Annotated in this window: 14 protein-coding genes; 7 read left to right on the forward strand and 7 right to left on the reverse strand. The window is 43.6% G+C overall.

Going from position 1 to position 18,420, the window contains the following annotated elements:
* Positions 1-42 precede the first annotated feature (42 nt).
* From BW980_RS02285 to BW980_RS02300, 4 genes are all read right to left on the reverse strand, one after another.
* Positions 43-1,041, reverse strand: a complete 999-nt coding sequence (locus BW980_RS02285) for a vWA domain-containing protein (protein WP_076453327.1) — start codon at positions 1,039-1,041, stop codon at positions 43-45.
* Positions 1,042-2,625, reverse strand: a complete 1,584-nt coding sequence (locus tag BW980_RS02290) for a BatD family protein (RefSeq protein ID WP_139327574.1) — start codon at positions 2,623-2,625, stop codon at positions 1,042-1,044. It lies immediately after the preceding gene.
* An 80-nt stretch (positions 2,626-2,705) separates the two neighbouring features.
* Positions 2,706-3,572, reverse strand: a complete 867-nt coding sequence (locus BW980_RS02295; protein WP_013992861.1) for a DUF58 domain-containing protein — start codon at positions 3,570-3,572, stop codon at positions 2,706-2,708.
* 88 nt (positions 3,573-3,660) lie between these two features.
* Positions 3,661-4,662 carry an AAA family ATPase gene (locus BW980_RS02300; RefSeq protein ID WP_076453329.1) on the reverse strand — a complete coding sequence of 334 codons (1,002 nt, stop codon included), beginning with the start codon at positions 4,660-4,662 and terminating at the stop codon, positions 3,661-3,663.
* A gap of 165 nt (positions 4,663-4,827) precedes the next feature.
* On the opposite strand from BW980_RS02300, the gene BW980_RS02305 reads away from it, so the two are divergent.
* Genes BW980_RS02305 through BW980_RS02315 form a run of 3 tightly spaced genes read left to right on the forward strand, consistent with a single transcriptional unit; the run spans position 4,828 to position 7,611 of the window.
* Positions 4,828-5,703, forward strand: coding sequence for an aldo/keto reductase (locus BW980_RS02305; RefSeq protein ID WP_076453330.1), 876 nt, complete (start codon positions 4,828-4,830; stop codon positions 5,701-5,703).
* Positions 5,704-5,722: 19 nt separating this feature from the next.
* Positions 5,723-6,478: an SDR family NAD(P)-dependent oxidoreductase gene (locus tag BW980_RS02310; RefSeq protein ID WP_076453331.1), complete on the forward strand. Its 756-nt coding sequence runs from the start codon at positions 5,723-5,725 to the stop codon at positions 6,476-6,478.
* Positions 6,475-7,611 carry an ATP-binding protein gene (locus tag BW980_RS02315; RefSeq protein WP_076453332.1) on the forward strand — a complete coding sequence of 379 codons (1,137 nt, stop codon included), beginning with the start codon at positions 6,475-6,477 and terminating at the stop codon, positions 7,609-7,611. Before BW980_RS02310 ends, BW980_RS02315 begins: the two co-directional genes overlap by 4 nt.
* Positions 7,612-7,615: 4 nt before the next feature.
* Here the strand turns inward: BW980_RS02315 and BW980_RS02320 are convergent, their stop codons facing one another.
* From BW980_RS02320 to BW980_RS02330, 3 genes are all read right to left on the reverse strand, one after another.
* A complete protein-coding gene (locus tag BW980_RS02320; protein ID WP_076453333.1) occupies positions 7,616-8,563 on the reverse strand; it encodes a carbohydrate kinase family protein in 948 nt (315 codons plus the stop codon).
* A gap of 187 nt (positions 8,564-8,750) precedes the next feature.
* Positions 8,751-10,562, reverse strand: a complete 1,812-nt coding sequence (locus tag BW980_RS02325; protein ID WP_076453334.1) for a RagB/SusD family nutrient uptake outer membrane protein — start codon at positions 10,560-10,562, stop codon at positions 8,751-8,753.
* A 19-nt stretch (positions 10,563-10,581) separates the two neighbouring features.
* Positions 10,582-13,794: a SusC/RagA family TonB-linked outer membrane protein gene (locus tag BW980_RS02330; RefSeq protein WP_217694783.1), complete on the reverse strand. Its 3,213-nt coding sequence runs from the start codon at positions 13,792-13,794 to the stop codon at positions 10,582-10,584.
* A 270-nt stretch (positions 13,795-14,064) separates the two neighbouring features.
* On the opposite strand from BW980_RS02330, the gene BW980_RS02335 reads away from it, so the two are divergent.
* The 4 genes from BW980_RS02335 (at position 14,065) to BW980_RS02350 (ending at position 18,126) form a co-directional block, all read left to right on the forward strand.
* Positions 14,065-15,201, forward strand: coding sequence for an SPFH domain-containing protein (locus BW980_RS02335; protein WP_076453335.1), 1,137 nt, complete (start codon positions 14,065-14,067; stop codon positions 15,199-15,201).
* 56 nt (positions 15,202-15,257) lie between these two features.
* Positions 15,258-16,340: a TFIIB-type zinc ribbon-containing protein gene (locus BW980_RS02340; protein ID WP_076453336.1), complete on the forward strand. Its 1,083-nt coding sequence runs from the start codon at positions 15,258-15,260 to the stop codon at positions 16,338-16,340.
* Entirely contained in the window at positions 16,337-17,062 is a 726-nt protein-coding gene (locus BW980_RS02345; RefSeq protein ID WP_076453337.1) for a metallophosphoesterase family protein, read from the forward strand. The genes BW980_RS02340 and BW980_RS02345 overlap by 4 nt, the downstream gene beginning before the upstream one ends.
* A gap of 65 nt (positions 17,063-17,127) precedes the next feature.
* Positions 17,128-18,126, forward strand: coding sequence for an acyl-ACP desaturase (locus tag BW980_RS02350; RefSeq protein WP_076453338.1), 999 nt, complete (start codon positions 17,128-17,130; stop codon positions 18,124-18,126).
* Positions 18,127-18,420 lie beyond the last annotated feature (294 nt).

Raw genomic sequence — 18,420 nt, forward strand, 5'->3', positions numbered from 1 at the left:
CTAAAATTCAGTGACGTACGATAGGGTTTCAAAAGGACGTACTTAGATAAAACTCCTAAAAAGTGTATTTCTGAGTAACCATTCGAACACTAACAAGGCCATTGCCAAAAATATCCAAGGCCTAAATTTTTCCTCGTACTTGTAATATTTAAATTCTTCTATTTCGGTTTTTTCAAGCTTGTTGATTTCGTCGTATATAGCTTCTAACTTTTGGTTATCCGTAGCCCTAAAATACTTTCCTCCCGTAACTTTTGCAATATCTTTTAGCAAATCTTCGTCGATTTCCACTTGGCGCATACCGTAGCGGAATGAACCATCGCTGTTGTAGGCAATGGGCGAAAGTGCGTTTCCGTTGGTGCCTAGACCTATGGTGTAGGTCTTGATGCCGAATTCCGTGGCCAAGTCGGCGGCGGTCTGCGGTTCGATAAAACCAGAGTTGTTCACCCCGTCGGTGAGCAGGATGATGATTTTACTGGAAGCCTTGCTTTCTTTCAGGCGGTTGACCGATGTGGCCAATCCCATACCTATGGCCGTACCGTCGTTCAACTGCCCATATGTAATTTCTTTTAATGCCCTTAAGACAATTGATTTGTCACTGGTAATAGGGGTCTTTGTATAGGCTTCCGCGGCATAGGCGACCAAACCGATACGGTCGTTCGGCCGTTCCTTGATAAATTCGGCCGCTACTTCTTTTAGGGCGGTCAAGCGATTGGGCTTGAGGTCTCTGGCCAACATACTTGATGAGACATCGATGGCCATGACAATATCGATACCCTTGGTAGTTTTTGTTTTGGTGGAAATATCCTCGGTCTGCGGTCGCGCCATGGCTACTATAACGGCCGTCAAGGCCAGAAGGCGCAGAATGAACAACAAGGGCTTTAGTTTAGAAAGAACATCCGTGTGGCCAAAACCCTGTATGGTCGGAATCTTTAGCGAGGCTACATGCTCGTTGCGCTTGTAGAAATACCACAAGATGGCCAACGGAAGCAAAAGTAGCAACCAAAAGAATTCCGGATTTGCAAAGGTTACGTTATCCAACATCTATAATTCCGTTTTTACTTCGACCGAACCTAAAATGCGGTCAACAATTTTTTGTGCATAGGTATCTCCGTCCAGCCAATTTAGAATAACCTGTTGTTGAAAGCCTTTTCCGCCAAATAGCAAAATGGCATATTTTCCGTCTACGAGCTCTTTCGACTGGGGTACGGGAAATTTTCCGCTGCCGAAAACCTTGATGCCCTTTACGCCGGTCAAGGTGGTGAACTCTTCTTGTTTGGTAATAATGTTCTTGGCCCCTTGCTTTTCAAGGTTTTCTATGAATGACTCAATCGATTTGTTGAATTCGGGTTCTACTTCCTGGGTCAAGGTGGTCGAGCTAGTGCCAACGGTAAACAGGGCTTCCGTATTGCTGTACGAGAACATTTGAAGGTCTTTTATGTTGGCCTTCATTTCTGGACTGAGCTTGGTCTCCTGTCTTTTCAGTACATGGGGCGTCTCTAGGTTGATCGGTGGATACCCATATGAACTCGCTACCCATTCGCCTTCCAGAAGTTCTTTGGTCGGATGCCCCAAAAGGGTGTCTTTAACATAGGTGAAACCATAGTAGGCGGTTGCGGTCGATGCCCCGATTACAAGAAGGCCAAAAAGGGCCAAACTGGCATAGACTATTTTTTTCTTCTGCTTCTTCCTTTCGAGTTCCTCCTTGAATTCCTCCTGTTCCATTAACTCTTCTTCGGTGGGTTCAGGTAGGGCCTCGTGTGTTTTTATTACGATTTCCTCTATGGCCTTGCGGTCTTGTTCGGCGACGGAACTTTCGGGTTTTGATTTGGCGAATTTCACCAAATCCGCGGTCTGTAGGATGCGTTTGAACTGAAGTAAGGTGTCTTCTTCAATTTGAAGTTCGCCTGCATCTTTAAGTAGCTCAAGTTTATTGATCAGTTCATCGGTAGTACTCTCTAGGGCCGAAACGTGAACATCTTCCTCTAGGTAAGAACGGACAATGTCGGTAAGTTCGGAATAGTACTGCTTGTACTCGTCTTGAATAATATATCTCGAGTTCTCCAGTTTTTTTAGTTCTAAGAGGGCACGGTCATAAGGGGGTAACAATGCCACTTTCTCCTCCTCGGTCAATGGTTTTTTCCTAAAGAAGAACCAATATACTGGGGCACCTATAAGCAATAGGCCTAAAAGAATGCCTAGAATCCATAGCCATAGTTTGGCTTTGCTTTTTTCAACCTCCATTAAAGGTTTGATATCGTACATCTTTTGCGCCAAGGTATCTACCGCTACATTGGCTACATTGATGATCGTGGTGGAGTCGGTCAAGAAACCGTTGCCGTTAATATCTATACGCTGGGCCGGTATTTTGTACGACCCCGAATCGAATTGGGTAAGGGCGTAGATTTTCTGCAGGGTCATTCGATCGTTCTGCCGTGTTGTATCGGTAGCAAAGGCTTCTACGGTTTCCAAGGGCGAAAAGGTCTGGCCTTCGGGAAAAATAACCTGGGCCGTAGTGTCGGCCTCGACGGTAAGGGTAAACCTGACCTGCTCGCCAATTTTAATCGACGTGGTATCGACCTCGGTGCTTACCTTGGGGCTTTTTTGGGAGAATGCTGAAAAAGCCATCAACAAAAAGCATAGCAAGGTGAATCGCCTTATGGGCAATAGTTTGTTATTTCTTTGGTTTAGCAAGTAATTTTTTAGCATTAGCCTCTGCGCTTAAAATAGCCCAATAATTTTTTTACATAACTTTCGTCGACCCTACAATCCAACACGCCACAGCCCGATTTCGTGAACGTTTCCTTAAAATAATTGACACGCTGCCGGTAGTACTCGCCATAGGCCATACGCACCCTTTTGGATTGGGTGTTCACCAATCTTATCTTGCCGGTTTCGGCATCCTGCATTTGTACCATACCTAAATTGGGTATGTTCTCTTCTCGTTCATCAAAAACCCTGATGCCCGTAAGGTCATGCTTGTTCCCTGAAATCTTCAAGGTCTTTTCATAGTCTTCGGCAATAAAGTCGGATAGAACAAAAACAATCGCTTTTTTCTTCATTACGCTGCTCAAAAACTTCAAGGCTTCGGCAACGTTCGTACGATTGCTTTTGGGTTTGAATTCCAACAATTCCCTAATAATCCGCAACACATGGCTTTTTCCTTTTTTAGGAGGAATGTACAACTCTACTTCGTCGGAAAACAGGATGAGTCCTGCTTTGTCGTTGTTCTGAAGCGCGGAGAAGGCCAAGGTGGCCGATATTTCCGTAATTACATCTTTTTTGAACTGATTGGTCGTACCAAAATGTTCAGAGCCACTTATGTCGACCATAAGCATCATGGTCAGTTCGCGTTCTTCTTCAAAAACCTTGATGTAGGGTTCGTTGTAACGCGCGGTAACGTTCCAATCAATATTTCGTACGTCATCGCCAAATTGGTATTGGCGTACTTCGCTAAAGGTCATACCCCGACCCTTAAAAGTGGAGTGGTATTCCCCACCGAAAATATGATCGGAAAGACGCCGTGTCTTGATCTCGATCTTACGTACTTTTTTAAGTAGCTCTTTCGTATCCATTCTTCAGTAAACAGTTTTCAGCAAGCAGTTTCAGGGGTAGCGACAAAACGTCAAATACTACCGACCACATCTGCCAACTGCCCACTTTTTAGGGTACTTCGATCTCGTTAACGATCTTGTTGATGATTTCTTCGGAAGTAATATTTTCTGCTTCGGCCTCGTAGGTGATACCAATTCTGTGCCTTAGCACATCGTGAACCACGGCCCTTACATCCTCAGGAACTACATATCCCCTTCTCTTGATGAAGGCATAGCATTTTGCCGCATTGCCCAGGTTGATACTACCCCTTGGGGAAGCACCAAAGCTGATCAATGGTTTTAAATCGGGCAAATTATATTTTTCTGGGTATCGTGTGGCGAAAACAATATCGAGAATGTATTTCTCTATCTTTTCGTCCATGTACACATCACGTACCGCCTTTTGGGCGCTTAGTATCTGTTCTAGGCTTACTACCGGTCTTACTGTTTCGTAGGCTCCTAGAAGATTCTGCCGCATGATCATTTGTTCTTCGTTCAACTTCGGATAATCGATTACCGTCTTGAGCATAAAACGGTCGACCTGTGCTTCGGGTAAAGGATAGGTACCTTCTTGCTCTACAGGGTTCTGCGTGGCCATTACCAAAAACGGCTTATCGAGTGTAAAGGTCTCGTCGCCAATGGTAACCTGCTTTTCCTGCATGGCTTCCAAGAGTGCCGATTGCACCTTTGCGGGGGCACGGTTAATCTCATCCGCCAGTACGAAATTTGCGAAAATCGGACCTTTCTTTATCGAAAAATCGTTTTCTTTCATGTTGTAGATCAAGGTACCGACTACGTCGGCAGGCAAAAGGTCGGGCGTAAATTGAATTCTGCTGAAGCTGCCCTTAACCGCCTTTGATAGGGTGTTGATCGCCAGGGTTTTTGCAAGCCCGGGTACACCTTCCAATAAAATGTGGCCTTGACCAAGAAGTCCGATCAGTAAGCGTTCGACCATGTGTTTTTGGCCAACGATTACTTTGTTCATTTCTAATATCAACAGGTCGATAAAAGCGCTCTCCTGAGCAATTTTTTCGTTTACCGCATTAATATCTACCGTAGTATTTTCTTCCATATAACGCTAAACGCTACAAATTTTGGTTTGGGTCGGTTGTTGTTAGAATAGACATGCAAATTGAAAATTTATTAGTTGCTTAGCTGTTAACGATTGGTTAAAAAAAAAGTACAAGCCCTCTTTTTGTGAAGTTTTTAAGGGATTTCTTTTTAATTTAACGCACCTATGCAAAAGAACAAATTTTATTCTAAAGTTATAGCGGGAACTATGACTTGGGGAAGTTGGGGAAAAGGTTTTTCAAAATCGGAAATGATCGCAGTGATGAATCACTGCGTCAATGCAGGAATCACAACTTTTGACCATGCCGATATTTACGGCGGTTATACGACCGAAGAAGATTTCGGGAAGGCCTTTGTCGAATCTGGAATTTCTAGGGAAAACATCCAGTTGATTTCCAAGTGCGGTATCCAACTCGATGCCGATGCCCGGCCCAACCGGGTGAAGCATTATCAGTATGATGCCGAATATATCGTTTGGTCAGCGGAACAATCGCTTAAAAAACTTCGGACCGATTATTTAGACCTTCTTCTCTTACATAGGCCCAGTCCGTTAATGCGACCCGATGCCGTGGCAGAGGCCATCGTAAAATTAAAGGATCAAGGAAAGATCAAGGCCTTTGGAGTGTCTAATTTTTTGTCATCGCAAATAGCTTTGATAGAAACGGAAACGCCCGTTGCGGCAAATCAAATAGAGTTTTCGTTGACCCATAACGGGCCCATGTACGACGGTACGCTCGATGATGCATTGGCGCAGAAGAGAATGGTTATGTCTTATAGTCCCCTCGGTTCCTTTTTTAGGGAAAAGGATGTGGTGTATAAACGCGTTTCAAAAGCAATGGAGCCTATGTTGGCCAAATATGGGGCTACTGAAGACCAATTGCTTTTGGCTTGGGTAATGAGGCATCCTTCAAAAGTATACCCGGTAGTGGGTACCGCTACAAAATCACGTCTAACGGCGGCGATAGAGGCTACAAAAATAGAAATGGAACTGACCGATTGGTTTGTCTTGTTAGAGGCGGCCCAGGGACACGAAGTACCATAAACGAAAAGAATATAAAACCATGAACAAAACTGTATTAATAACCGGGGCCACGAGCGGAATAGGTAGGGCAACGGCAATTCTCTTTGCCGTTCAAGGCTTTAGGTTGGTGCTCTGCGGAAGGCGGCAAGAACGTCTTGATGCCCTTGAGGTTGAGTTGGGTAAAAATTGCGAGGTGCACACATTGAACTTCGATGTGCGTGATAAAGATGCCGTTTTTGAGGCAATTGGCTCGCTTCCTAAGGAGTTTTCGCAAATAGACATATTGGTTAACAACGCAGGTAACGCCCATGGTCTTGACCCTATAGACGAAGGTAATATTGACGACTGGGATGCTATGATCGACATTAATGTTAAGGGACTATTGTATGTTTCCAAAGCGATTATTCCGAACATGGTGGAACGTAGGTCGGGGCACATCATCAATATCGGTTCAACCGCGGGGAAGGAAGTCTATCCGAAAGGAAACGTGTATTGCGCGAGTAAGCACGCCGTAGATGCGCTTACCAAGGGAATGCGTATGGATTTGAACCCCTATGGAATCAAGGTCGGGAGCATTAATCCGGGGGCTGTCGAGACGGAATTCAGCAATGTCCGCTTCAAAGGCGACGATGATAAGGCCGATTCGGTTTATGAAGGCTTTGATCCCTTATTGCCCCAAGATATTGCCGAAATCATACATTTTGTAGTAACCCGGCCCTATCATGTAAATATTGCCGATTTGGTGGTCATGCCGACCGCACAGGCTTCCGCAACTATATTGAACAGGTCGTTATGATCAATAAACGCTTACTTGTAAAAAACCTACTTGCCCACAATGATGAGAATAGTTTTTATGATAAGAAGCGTTTTATAAGCATTGGGGAAAAAGAAGGTAAGGCCAAGTTTTTAAAGCACGTCTGCGCCTTGGCCAACAGCAACCCGAAAAATAATTCTTTTATCGTTATCGGAGTGGAGGATGAAGACAACAAAATTGTAGGGGTCGACTTCTTTGATGACAGTAAGATCCAGAACTTGGTCAATGCCTACCTAGACAATCCTCCCTTGATTTCGTATGAAAACATTCCCTTTCCTAATTTAAGAGAAGGTAAGGTGGTCGGCCTGGTCACTATAAGGTCTAACGGAAAAGTATGCGCCCTGCGCAAAAACATATGGAAATACTATGGGGGCATGGTCTTTTTTCGGGAAGGGAGTATCAGTATGCCTAAGGCCTATGGGATCGAATTGAAAGACATCAATTCCGATACGGTAGCCACTATTGAGCAGCACGCCCGTAACAATATTGAACTTACCTTAGATGGTGTAATCGACTTTATCAACAACCGGCATAAAAACCTAAGTAGTAACTATAAGGTCTTTAAAGAGCAGTTTGTGGTCTGTTGGGCAGGGAATAAAAAAAAGGTGAAAGACGAGGTCTATTATTCCAGGGTCGATATTGAATTGATCAACGAACAGGTGAAACTGTTTTATTCGGCCTTGGATGAAATCCGTATTGCCTATACGGAAGATTCTTTCACTACTGTGGAATACGTACAATTGGGACTTGGTGCAAAGCAAAGATATTTTCCCTTGGAAGAAATGGTCATTCATTTTTTCGATAACGGAACGTATAAAATAGAGAGTAAACTCATCTTTGAGCCTCCGCAATACGATAAGAAGTCGCTTTTTCATATCTGGAATGCGAACAATGCCCTTTTGCAAAAAATCCGAAATAATATAAAGCTGACGCCTTCCGATAAAATAGACCTCAAGAGTTTGCCCGATACCTATCTCATTTGTTACCTGAACGGTTTTGACGAAGCCAAGGAGCAGATGGAAGCTTCCCGTTCCTTATTGAGAAAAGATTACCCTAAAGTTTACACGGGCATTAAGGAGTCGTTGCGTATCATTAGAAAAGTGACTTACAACTAGCTGTCTATTGCCCAAAAACCGCACCGTGGTCGGGAAGTGAAGGAATGGCCCCGTAACCGGTAGTGGTTATAGCCCCTGCCTTGTTGGCCATGGCGACCATTTCGATCAATTGCCCATAATCGGATAGGATGAGGTGTGGGTCTCCTATGTTGGCAATTTGGTACAACAAACAGCCGATAAAGGCATCGCCGGCGCCAGTGGTGTCTATGGCCCTTACTTTTATACTGGGTACTATGGTCTTCTTTTTAGGGGTGCTGACCAAGGTGCCTTCGCTCCCTAAGGTAAGGGTAATAAGGGGCGATCCTATTTCATGTATATTGTTGCAGGCGCGTTCAAGGTCGGTCTCTCCCGATATAAGTTGGGCTTCCTCTTTGCTGAATTTGCATAAATGCGATTTTTCAATAAAACGCAAACACTTTTTAACAAAGGTACTTTCTTCTCCTTTCCAAAGGTCTTTCCTGAAGTTGGGGTCAAAGCTGATGAAGGCATTCTGGGTCAGGGCATCGAAGAGGTAGCGGTCGTAGGCTTCTTCTAGGCCCCCTCCTAGTAAAGCGGTGGCCGCCCCAAGGTGTATAATGCCATTCTGGAGCTGTTTTTTCAATGTGGGGTCGTATTTCAGCTTCTTGTCGGCACCCCTACTGAAAACAAAATCGCGTTCGCCGTCTTCGGCCAAGGACACAAATGCCATGGTGGTAAATGTTTTGGCACGCTGGACCAATGAGGTGTCGACTCGATTTTCTTTCAATACGTTCAGTAAAAAAGTTCCGAAGGGATCATTGCCTACGGCTCCTATAAACTGGCTTTTACCCCCTAATTTGGCTATGGTGCAGGCTACGTTGGCCGGAGCTCCTCCCGCTTTTTTCGTGAATTCCTCCGCTTTGGAAAGGTCGTTGCCTTGCTCTATTGCAACAAAGTCTATGAGTAATTCTCCAATGCAGTATACGGTTTTCATAAGCGTTCTTGAAGTAATCGGTGTTTAAAAAAGGACTCTCCCGTTTAGTAAAAGTACTTAAATTATAGGGTTTAAGAAGTGTCTTGTTTTTTTGAAGCGTATCTGGCGATTCATGAATTCGTTTGCACAAAAAAGCCACTTCGTTTGTGAAGTGGCTTTTAGTGAAAATTTCAGGGTCTTGTTGTGATTAGTACCCTGGGTTTTGTGGAATATTCGGATTTTGATCTATTACATTTTGGGGAATAGGGCTCATGTACTGACGTGCTTCGAACTTAGGGGTGAATTTTACTTCTGGCTCGACACTATAGGTCCAAACTCCCGAATTGTCGGAAGGCACTGTGTTTCTAATGACCATGTTGTGTCTGGCAACGCCCATTGTTTTTTCTTGTTGCATCCATCTTTTGTTGTCGTAGTAACGCTTGTTTTCAAAACACAGCTCGACTCTGCGCTCAGTGTGTATGGCATCCCTCATTTCATCCTTGCTTAGACCGGTAGGAAGGTCAGGAAGATCGGAACGGTTCCTGATTTTATTGATGGCGTCATACACGGTTTGATCTGGGCCGACCGCTTCGTTCTGGGCCTCGGCGTAGTTGAGCAAGACTTCGGCGTATCGGTAAAAAAGGTCATTTTGGCCACTGGCATCATTACCGGGCGCTGCATCGGGATTCAAACGCTTCTTTTGGTAGTATCCTGAATCACCAACGTCGGTTGAGCCTGCAAGGTCTATCTGGTTGGTTTTGTCAGGGTTGGTATAGGTCTCGTCAATACGGGTATAAATGATGTCTTCTTCTGGCATCCAATCCAATTTGTAAGGAGCCCCATCATAAACGATAAAGTCATAAAACCTTTTTTCCCGGTTTTCGTATGGGTTTTGTGGGTCATATCCAGAGGTTGGGTCGGTAATCGGTTTTCCATTTGCCATGGCAAATTGGTCTACGACCTCTTGTGTGGGATTGTAATTTCCCCAAGTCATATATTGGTCTAAGACATATGTCGGGCCTCCACGTCTTTCATAGTTGGATCCCATACCTCCAATATTGGCAACAATCTGTCGGTCCCAAATCACCTCGGAGTTATATTCATTAGAGGCTCTCCACAAATTAGGAAGGTCGTTGAACAAGTCGTAAATGCCTTCGTACTCGTCTATGAATTTCTTGTTGGTAGCAGCCGCAGTCGCCCATCTGTTGGCATCAGCCGTTGCAAAATGTACAAAATTACCTGTATCGGGAAGATAACCCGACCCACTGTTGAATAACGGACTGGCGCCAAATAACTCGATCCACCCTTTTAGAGCCAATGCGGCACCTAAAGTGGCTCTTCCCGCATTTGGGTCCCCGCTATTGTATTTGATTTCGAGATGCCCGTTGTCAACTATACTGCCCAACTCATTGACTATAAAATTAAAGGTTTCTTCAAAAGTGGCCCTAGGGGTTAACAACTCTTCCTCGCTCATTGTATTTCTGTCAAGGGGTTCGGTTAGAATCGGTAGGCCGCCTACATGCATAAAAAACTCACTATAGAAATACGCCCTTAAGAACCTCAATTCATCTGTTCTTTGGTTGTAGTATTCAGGGGTAAAGTTGTCTTTATTGGCATCCAGTTCTTTTAATCCGGTATTACATTTTCTGACTTTTACGAAAAAACTCTCCCAGGTATATCCGTTGGTAGGTCCGTAAGTCCCTCCCCATGGGCTGGCATTACTTGAACCCGGCGCTTGGCAAATACCTTGTCGCCAGTTAGATGCCGTGTAATAGTGGCTAATATTATAATCATCCGTATAATAATCCAGTTGTTCGGCAAGCGTACATATACGGGGTATTTCGCTGTATACGTCATTTACAAAGATATCGGCGTTGCCTTCGGTTTGCCACTGGGTTTGGTCTGTAAGTTTAGACTTGTTTTCGTTTTCTAGAAACTCTTCCGAGTCGCACGAAAAAGATATCGATATAAGCAGGAGGCAGGCTGCTTTTAAATAAGTTATATTATGTAAGTATTTCATGATTTTTATAATTTTTTGATTAGAAGGAAATATTCATTCCAAACGCCAATGATTTCATTATTGGATAGGAATTTTCGCGATCATCGTATCCCAATTCAGGGTCTATAAAATCTAACTTGCTTATCGTTAACAGGTTTTGGCCTGTAAGGGTGAAACCAATTGAAGAAACGTTGAGTTTTTCACTTACACTCTGTGGCAAGGTGTAACCTAAAGACGCGGTCTTTAAACGAAGATAGCTCGTGTCTACCATCCAAAAATCCGAATCTTGGGTGTTGTTAGAGTAGGGAGATGGGGTAGCTCTTGGGTATCTGGCACCTTGGTTGTCTGGAGTCCATCTATTATTGAAATATTCATAGGAAGTGTTACTTCCGTTATTCGCAAAGGGAGAAGTCAAAAAAGTTTGAATATTTATGTCTGAACTGGCCGTACCTTGAAAGAATAAAGATAAATCAAATCCTCTGTAGCTAACAGCGGTATTAAGTCCGTATGTAGTGGAAGGATATACAGGTTTTCCGATTACGGTCTGGTCATTAGAATCTATTTTTCCATCAGGAACACCATCTGGTCCGCTCAAATCCGCATACTTAACATCTCCAGGGTGTAAGTCTCCGAATTGCTCGACGTTATATCCATCGGCTACGTTTATAATACCATCATTATTGATGTCGTCTGCGGTAGAAAATAGACCTAAAGATTTGTACCCATATGGAGTTCCAAAAGGCCTTCCTACTTTGGTTCTGTTTGGGTTATCACGTTCGGCATCACTTTGGAAAACTTCGATCATGTTATTTTCGGAATAGCTCATGTTGGCGTTTACCGACAACTGCAGGCCGCTGTCCCATTGTTTTAGCGTTCCGATGCTGAATTCAAAACCATCGTTGTTCATTTCCCCCTTGTTTTCTTGAGACAAAGAGAGGCCGTATTCAACGGGCAATGTTACTTGAGGCGTTAAAAGCATACCTGTTCGGTCTTCATGGAAATAATCGAATTCTACGTTCAGTAATCCATTGTACATAGTAAGGTCAAAACCAATATCTAGTTTTGTGGAAATCTCCCAGGTAATATTAGGGTTAGGTTCATTTTCAATTTTGGACCCCTGAACTAGAACGCCATTGCCATAGGCATAAGCATTTCCTCGTAAATCATATCCCGCGAGGTATTGGAAATCAGCAAGCTCGTTATCAATGTAAGGAAGGTTTCCTGATTTACCCCAAGAACCTCTTAGTTTTAAGTTGTTTACGTTGTTTACGTTTTGCATGAATTTCTCTTCTGAGATACGCCATGCTGCGGAAAAGGCGGGAAAATAGCCCCATCTATTTCCTGGTGCAAAAGAATAATGTCCGTCATACCTACCTGAAGCCTCAAAAATATATTTGTTCTTATACGTGTACCCTAAACGGTATACATAGCCAAGTTCAGAGGCTGTACTTGAAGATCCGGCATTGTCATAATCTAGCTTATCGGAACTACCCAAACTCAACTCGTCTATTTCAATGGCAAAATTATTTCTTCTTGTGTTGAAGTAGTCGCCTTTGGTTTCACGTGCTTCCGCTACGAACAAGGCTGATACCGCATGGTCGCCAAAGGTTCGGTTGTAGTTGATGTATCCTTGGTACGTGAACTTTTTGGATCGCTCATTTTTTAATTGAAGCCAAGTATAAGGAGCCCCGTTACCTTCTTGCAAGGAAATGGCTTCCGTGTAGGTGTATGGCTGTTGGGAAAGGTCTATATTGTAATATTTATAGGGAACGTGCCAAAGTTTGTCGTTTCCTTGTTCGTTGTCAAAGCTGAAGACGCCCTTTATACTCAATCCTTCTATAAAAGGCAGTTGTTGTTCTATGTATACGGAACTTAGAAGGGTATTGTCTTCCTCCCTATTATAGCCCTCGGAATTAAGGACACCTAGAGGTGAATTGGCTGAAGATTCGCCCCACTTGTCTCCTTCTGGGTAAAGTAAGGTTTGGGTAGGGACGAATTTGTAGAAACTTCGCATTAGGTGGGTCGGTGACTCATCGGCATCGATACCGTCTGTGTTTTCTATCGTACCGAGTAATGACATGCCTACTTTGGTATTGGCACTTAGGTTGGCATCTATATTAAGATTGTACGAATATCTTTTGTAGCCTAAGGGTTCAAAAATACCTCCTTGGTCATAATAGCCTAATCCGGCATGGTATTGAATATTGTCGGTTCCACCGCTTATTTCGGCATTGGTAATTTGAATACCTGAGTTTTTCTTGAATATTTCAGGGAAATTGGCGTCGGGATACCTGTAAGGGTCTTCCTTGTGCAAAGAGGGGTAATTGGCAATTAAATTTGGGTCGTTGGGAGGCGTAGAACCAGTGGGGTTTAGGTTAAAGTAGCCTTCGTTCTGCAATGCCATATAATCTTGGGCATTTAGCATTTCAGGAAGATAGGTGGGTTTTTGAAAGGCATAAGAGGTGTTGATGTTGACCACGGGTCTTCCTGATTTCCCTTTCTTGGTGGTAATTAATATTACACCGTTCGACCCGCCAATACCAAAGGGAGCTACCGCAGCGGCATCCTTTAAAACGGTAATGGTTTCAATAACGTTGGGGTCTATCTGTCCAATATTGTCCCTTCTAATGCCGTCTACGACTATTAAAGGTTTATTGTTGCCTGTAGTTACAATACCTCTAATATGAATATCAGGGTTGTCATTTCCAGGTGTACCGCCATTGGGCCGCATACTTACCCCGGCCATTCTACCCGCCAAGGATTGTGTAATGTTTGCCGCGGGCACCTCTGCGATGTCGGAACCCTTGAGGGTACTGATGGCCCCTGTTACCGTAGCCCTTTTTTGGCTGCTGTAACCTACTACTACAATTTCATCAAGGGCGGCCGCATCTAAGACCATAGTGATGTCGACCGTAGTTTTGTTGGAAATGTCAACTTCTTGGGTCTTATACCCAATGTAAGAAATGCTTAGAATGGTATTTTCTTCATCTGTCTTTATGGTGAAATTACCGTCAAAATCAGATGTCGTACCCGTTGTAGTTCCCTTTAAGACAATACTGGCCCCGGGTAAGGGCGCGCCCATATCATCGTAAATGGTACCCGTTATGCTGGGTTGTTGCGGTGAGGTTTCGCCTTCGGTGGTTCTGGCATGTGCGCTCAAAATAGTCAGTAAGCAGATTGCTGTAGTGAGCATTTTTTTTGGTCCACTGGCTACGAATCGAGCCATAGAGGATAGTCGCTCTTTGGTTTTCATGTTGAGAAGAGTTTAGTTGTTGAATGTTTGTGCTTGGGTGTAAACCTAGTTAAATAATTGTTAATTATAAAGATAATGACGCAAAATATTTCACTAAATACAAAAAATTGCACTGAATTTTATGGGTTTGACAAATCGGTTTTGTTGGATAGCGTCCATTTTGTGCAAAAATATGATCACTTTAAAGGGTTTTTCTGTAAGTGGGATAGGATGTTTTGTGCCTTTTACAGAAATCCACTACCTTATTAAAAAATTTAAAAACAGGGTGTAATGGACATATTCAACGAAATAAAAAAGAAACTAAGTCATGAGTTTATCGATATCATTGAATGGTTAGACCCGACCAATGATACTATTGTATACCGATTTGAACGCTATCAGAACGAAATAAAGAACAACGCCAAGCTTATCGTTCGGGAAGGGCAGACCGCGGTATTTATAAATGAAGGCCAACTGGCCGATGTGTTCACGCCCGGCACCTACACCTTAAACACGAAGAACCTACCTATATTGACTACCCTGAAAGGTTGGAAATATGGCTTTGACAGCCCTTTTAAGGCTGAGGTTTATTTTGTAAATACCCGTTTGTTCACTGATGAAAAGTGGGGGACCAAAAACCCCTTTATGCTGAGCGATGATCGTTTCGGACTGGTGGAAATACGCGCCTTCGGAACCTATAGCTTTAGAATTGGCGATGCCGGGAAATTTGTTGTAGATGTAGTCGGAACGGATGCTAATTTTACGAGTTATGAGATTAATGAGCATTTAAAGAGTTTGATCGTTACCCGTTTTACCGATACGGTGGGCGAAGCCAATCTACCTATAGAACTCTATGCGGCCAATACGAGCGAATTATCGGAAACCTGTCAAGAGGTAATGCAACCCGAATTCGGAAGGGTCGGTATAGAGTTGGAGCGTTTCTATATTGAAAACGTTTCTATGCCGGAAGAGCTTAAAAAAGAGATTTTCGAGTATAGTAGGTTAGATAAGTTGGATATGGTGAAGCTTTCCCAGTTTAAGGCCGCAAAGGCTATGGAGGCCGCGGCGAAAAACGAAGGTGGTACGGCAGGAGCCGGCATGGGCATGGGTATGGGCTTTGTTCTGGCCCAACAAATGGGCAATATGATGGCGCCACAAGGCCAAAATCCCGTCTTTGGAGCGCAAAAAGTCGATGTGCCCGCCCCACCGCCAATGCCTGCTCAAACCATGTATTATTACGGGATTAACGGCCAGCAGAGCGGTCCCGTGACTTTTGATAGGCTCAAAGAATTGTTTGCCAATAGAACGATTAACAGGGAAACCTTGGTTTGGAAACAGGGCATGCAAAACTGGACGGCCCTAAAAGACGTAGATGAACTGAAATCTTTTTTGGGAGGAAATACACCTCCGCCCCTGCCAACGGCCTAAAACGTCATTTCATTAGGGTGAACTCTCTTGTTTAGTGGAAATGACATAAAAAACCAATGGAAGATACCAAACGATCCGAACATAAAAAGGCATGCGCCAACTGTGGCGCAGAGCTTAAATTCAAGCCAGGAACGCACCAGCTCGTTTGCGAGTATTGCGGCTACGAAGAGTTTATCGAACAGGCCAAAAGCAGCCTAGAGGAACTTGAGTTACAGCACTATTTAAAAGTGGTGGGCGATAATGCCTATACCCAAACCATTGATGTGCTCCACTGTAAAAACTGTGGGGCCAACCAGCATGTTAAAGAAAATTATAAATCGCTACAATGTATCTATTGCAGTGAACCCCTGATTATAGAAGATGTTGAAGAGGAAGGCTGGATACTGCCCATGGCCTTGGTTCCTTTTCAAATCGACGCACGGAAGGCGAAAATCTTGTTTAAAAATTGGGTGAACGGTCTTTGGTTCGCCCCGAACAAGTTAAAGCGTGCCGCCCTCGACCCCGAAGGCCTTCACGGGCTGTATGTGCCCTATTGGACTTTCGATGCCAATCTTTCTGCCCGGTATGAGGGGCAGAGGGGCGATTATTATTACGAAACTCATCGGGTTAAGACGAAGAATGGAACGCAGACCCGGCAAGTTCGAAAAACCCGATGGTCTAGGGTGTCGGGTTCCGTTAGTGGTTTCGTAGATGACATCTTGATCAATGCTTCCCAAAAGAAACGACAGGAAATTCCGCCTAAGGTGGCCCAGTGGGATGTAAAGGAGCTAGTGCCCTTCAATTCCAAATACCTCTCGGGCTTTGTAACGGAAAAGTATTCGATTTCCTTAAAGGAAGGGCACCACTTGTCTTTTCAAGAAGCCAAGGAAATAGCTTATAGCTGGATCCGTCGTGATATCGGTGGTGATACCCAGCGCATTACACAGTCCGATATCACCTTGGCCGATGAAACCTTCAAACACATTCTGTTACCGGTATATATCAGTTCATATCGGTACGACAACAAAGAATATAATTTCTATATTAACGGTCAAACCGGGCAACTCAGTGGCACTAGGCCTTATTCTTTTTATAAAATATTTTTTTTGGTACTTTTTATTGTGGTAATCATTGCTATTATTTCGATTTTTGCAAAATGAGAACTCTTGTAGTAGGTGATATTCATTCAGGATTAAAAGGATTAAAACAAGTATTTGAACGGGCAGGGGTAACATCCGACGACCAACTTATTTTTTTGGGCGATTATGTTGATGGCTGGAGCGAAGCTGTCGAAACCGTCGATTTTTTGATTGAATTGGGCAATTCCCACAATTGTATTTTTATACGGGGGAATCACGATGAGCTTTGCTTGGAGTGGTTGCGCGATGGCAAAGACAACCCACTTTGGCTTCAACATGGCGGGGGGGCTACCTTGGCCTCATACGAGAAGGCCGATGCCCAAACTAAACGGAACCATATTGAGTTCTATGAAGGCTTGAAAAACCATTATGTCGATAGTAATAAACGTTTGTTTTTACATGCAGGATTTACTAACTTGAAGGGGATTGAATACGAGTATTTTAAGCAGACCTTCTATTGGGACCGTACACTGTGGGAACTGGCTCGTTCGCTCAATCCGAAATTGGAGGGGTCTAACCCTGACTACCCCAAACGGTTGACGCACTACAAAGAAATTTTCATTGGGCACACCCCTATTTCCAAAACCACGGTTACCCAGCCTACAAGGGCCGCCAATGTTTGGAACGTAGATACGGGAGCCGCTTTCAAAGGCCCGCTTTCCATGCTCGATATCGATTCGAAAACTATATTTCAAAGCGATCCGGTACATCAGCTATATCCTGGTGAACCCGGAAGAAACTGAAATTAGATATCTTATTTTTATATTTTAATTATATTATTGACGAACTTTGTTAAAAACACACACATATGCCTGAAAAGAATATTCGATTAGAGGTTATGCAGGCGATAGAGCCACAAGTTGAGGGATTTATGGATTCTTTTCTGATTCCCGTAGAAGATATCTGGCAACCTAGTGATTTTTTGCCCGATTCCGAAAGTGAAGGGTTTCTTGAAGCTGTTCGCGAGCTTCGTGGTGAGTCTAAGGAACTGGGATACGATTTTTGGGTGACCATGGTTGCCGATACCATAACAGAGGAGGCTTTGCCGACCTATGAATCTTGGTTGATGGATGTTGAAGGTATCGATCAACACGGTGAAAACAAAAAGAACGGTTGGTCAAAATGGGTAAGGGCTTGGACGGCCGAAGAAAATCGTCATGGTGATGTGCTTAATAAGTACCTCTATCTATCGGGTAGGGTAAATATGAGGGAGATTGAATATACTACCCAACACCTGATATCCGATGGTTTTGATATCGGAACCGATAGGGATCCTTACAAGAACTTTGTATATACCTCTTTTCAAGAATTGGCTACCAACATTTCGCATAAAAGGGTAGGCCAAATGGCAAAGAAAAAAGGAAACGCGCTATTGGGTAAGATGTGTACCATAATTGCAGGTGATGAAATGCGGCATCACTTGGCCTATAGGGAGTTTGTGAAAACCATTTTTGGTGAAGACCCCTCGGGTATGATGTTGGCTTTTGCCGATATGATGAAAAAGAAAATCGTTATGCCGGCCCATTTCTTACGTGAATCCGGTGGAACCATAGGTGCGGCTTTTGAAAACTTCTCTAACTGTGCGCAACGCCTTGGGGTATATACCGCTCAAGATTACGTGGATATTCTTAGAAAATTGAATGCCTATTGGGAGTTGGAAAAAGTGAGAAGCCTTAATGATGAGGCGGAAAAAGCTCGTGACTACTTGATTAAATTACCGGAACGGTTGGAACGTATTTCAGAACGCATGAAATTTCCTGAAGATCAGTACAGGTTCAAGTGGGTTGAGGCCAACGGTATGATATAGGTTTTATAGTTCGTCATAAAATAAAATAAGAAAATCCGGTCTACCTCTAGGCCGGATTTTCTTATTAAGTAGGTTTTAACTTATTGTAGGTCAAGCTCCGATTTGGGAAACGTAACTTGTTTTCGGTTAAGCTCTAGGATTGATTTGGGTCATTACTATCACTTAATTACAATGTAAATCTACCTTGACATTTTCTTTTTTCTAATTATTTGTTGTGAACGGAGCCCAATTTGTTGTGAAAAATATGAGCGGTTGGCTTTCTTCGATAAACGGTATGGTCGGCTGTTATGGAGC

It is taken from the genome of Zobellia uliginosa (assembly GCF_900156625.1).
In the GTDB taxonomy this organism is placed as follows: domain Bacteria; phylum Bacteroidota; class Bacteroidia; order Flavobacteriales; family Flavobacteriaceae; genus Zobellia; species Zobellia uliginosa.

Excerpts from the sequence above, each read along its gene's own strand:
- BW980_RS02340 (WP_076453336.1), top strand. The coding sequence starts at position 15,258 with ATGGAAGATACCAAACGATCCGAACATAAAAAGGCATGCGCCAACTGT.
- BW980_RS02320 (WP_076453333.1), bottom strand. The coding sequence starts at position 8,563 with ATGAAAACCGTATACTGCATTGGAGAATTACTCATAGACTTTGTTGCA.
- BW980_RS02315 (WP_076453332.1), top strand. The coding sequence starts at position 6,475 with ATGATCAATAAACGCTTACTTGTAAAAAACCTACTTGCCCACAATGAT.
- BW980_RS02350 (WP_076453338.1), top strand. The coding sequence starts at position 17,128 with ATGCCTGAAAAGAATATTCGATTAGAGGTTATGCAGGCGATAGAGCCA.
- BW980_RS02285 (WP_076453327.1), bottom strand. The coding sequence starts at position 1,041 with ATGTTGGATAACGTAACCTTTGCAAATCCGGAATTCTTTTGGTTGCTA.
- BW980_RS02325 (WP_076453334.1), bottom strand. The coding sequence starts at position 10,562 with ATGAAATACTTACATAATATAACTTATTTAAAAGCAGCCTGCCTCCTG.
- BW980_RS02330 (WP_217694783.1), bottom strand. The coding sequence starts at position 13,794 with ATGAAAACCAAAGAGCGACTATCCTCTATGGCTCGATTCGTAGCCAGT.
- BW980_RS02335 (WP_076453335.1), top strand. The coding sequence starts at position 14,065 with ATGGACATATTCAACGAAATAAAAAAGAAACTAAGTCATGAGTTTATC.
- BW980_RS02310 (WP_076453331.1), top strand. The coding sequence starts at position 5,723 with ATGAACAAAACTGTATTAATAACCGGGGCCACGAGCGGAATAGGTAGG.
- BW980_RS02300 (WP_076453329.1), bottom strand. The coding sequence starts at position 4,662 with ATGGAAGAAAATACTACGGTAGATATTAATGCGGTAAACGAAAAAATT.
- BW980_RS02305 (WP_076453330.1), top strand. The coding sequence starts at position 4,828 with ATGCAAAAGAACAAATTTTATTCTAAAGTTATAGCGGGAACTATGACT.
- BW980_RS02295 (WP_013992861.1), bottom strand. The coding sequence starts at position 3,572 with ATGGATACGAAAGAGCTACTTAAAAAAGTACGTAAGATCGAGATCAAG.
- BW980_RS02290 (WP_139327574.1), bottom strand. The coding sequence starts at position 2,625 with ATGGCTTTTTCAGCATTCTCCCAAAAAAGCCCCAAGGTAAGCACCGAG.
- BW980_RS02345 (WP_076453337.1), top strand. The coding sequence starts at position 16,337 with ATGAGAACTCTTGTAGTAGGTGATATTCATTCAGGATTAAAAGGATTA.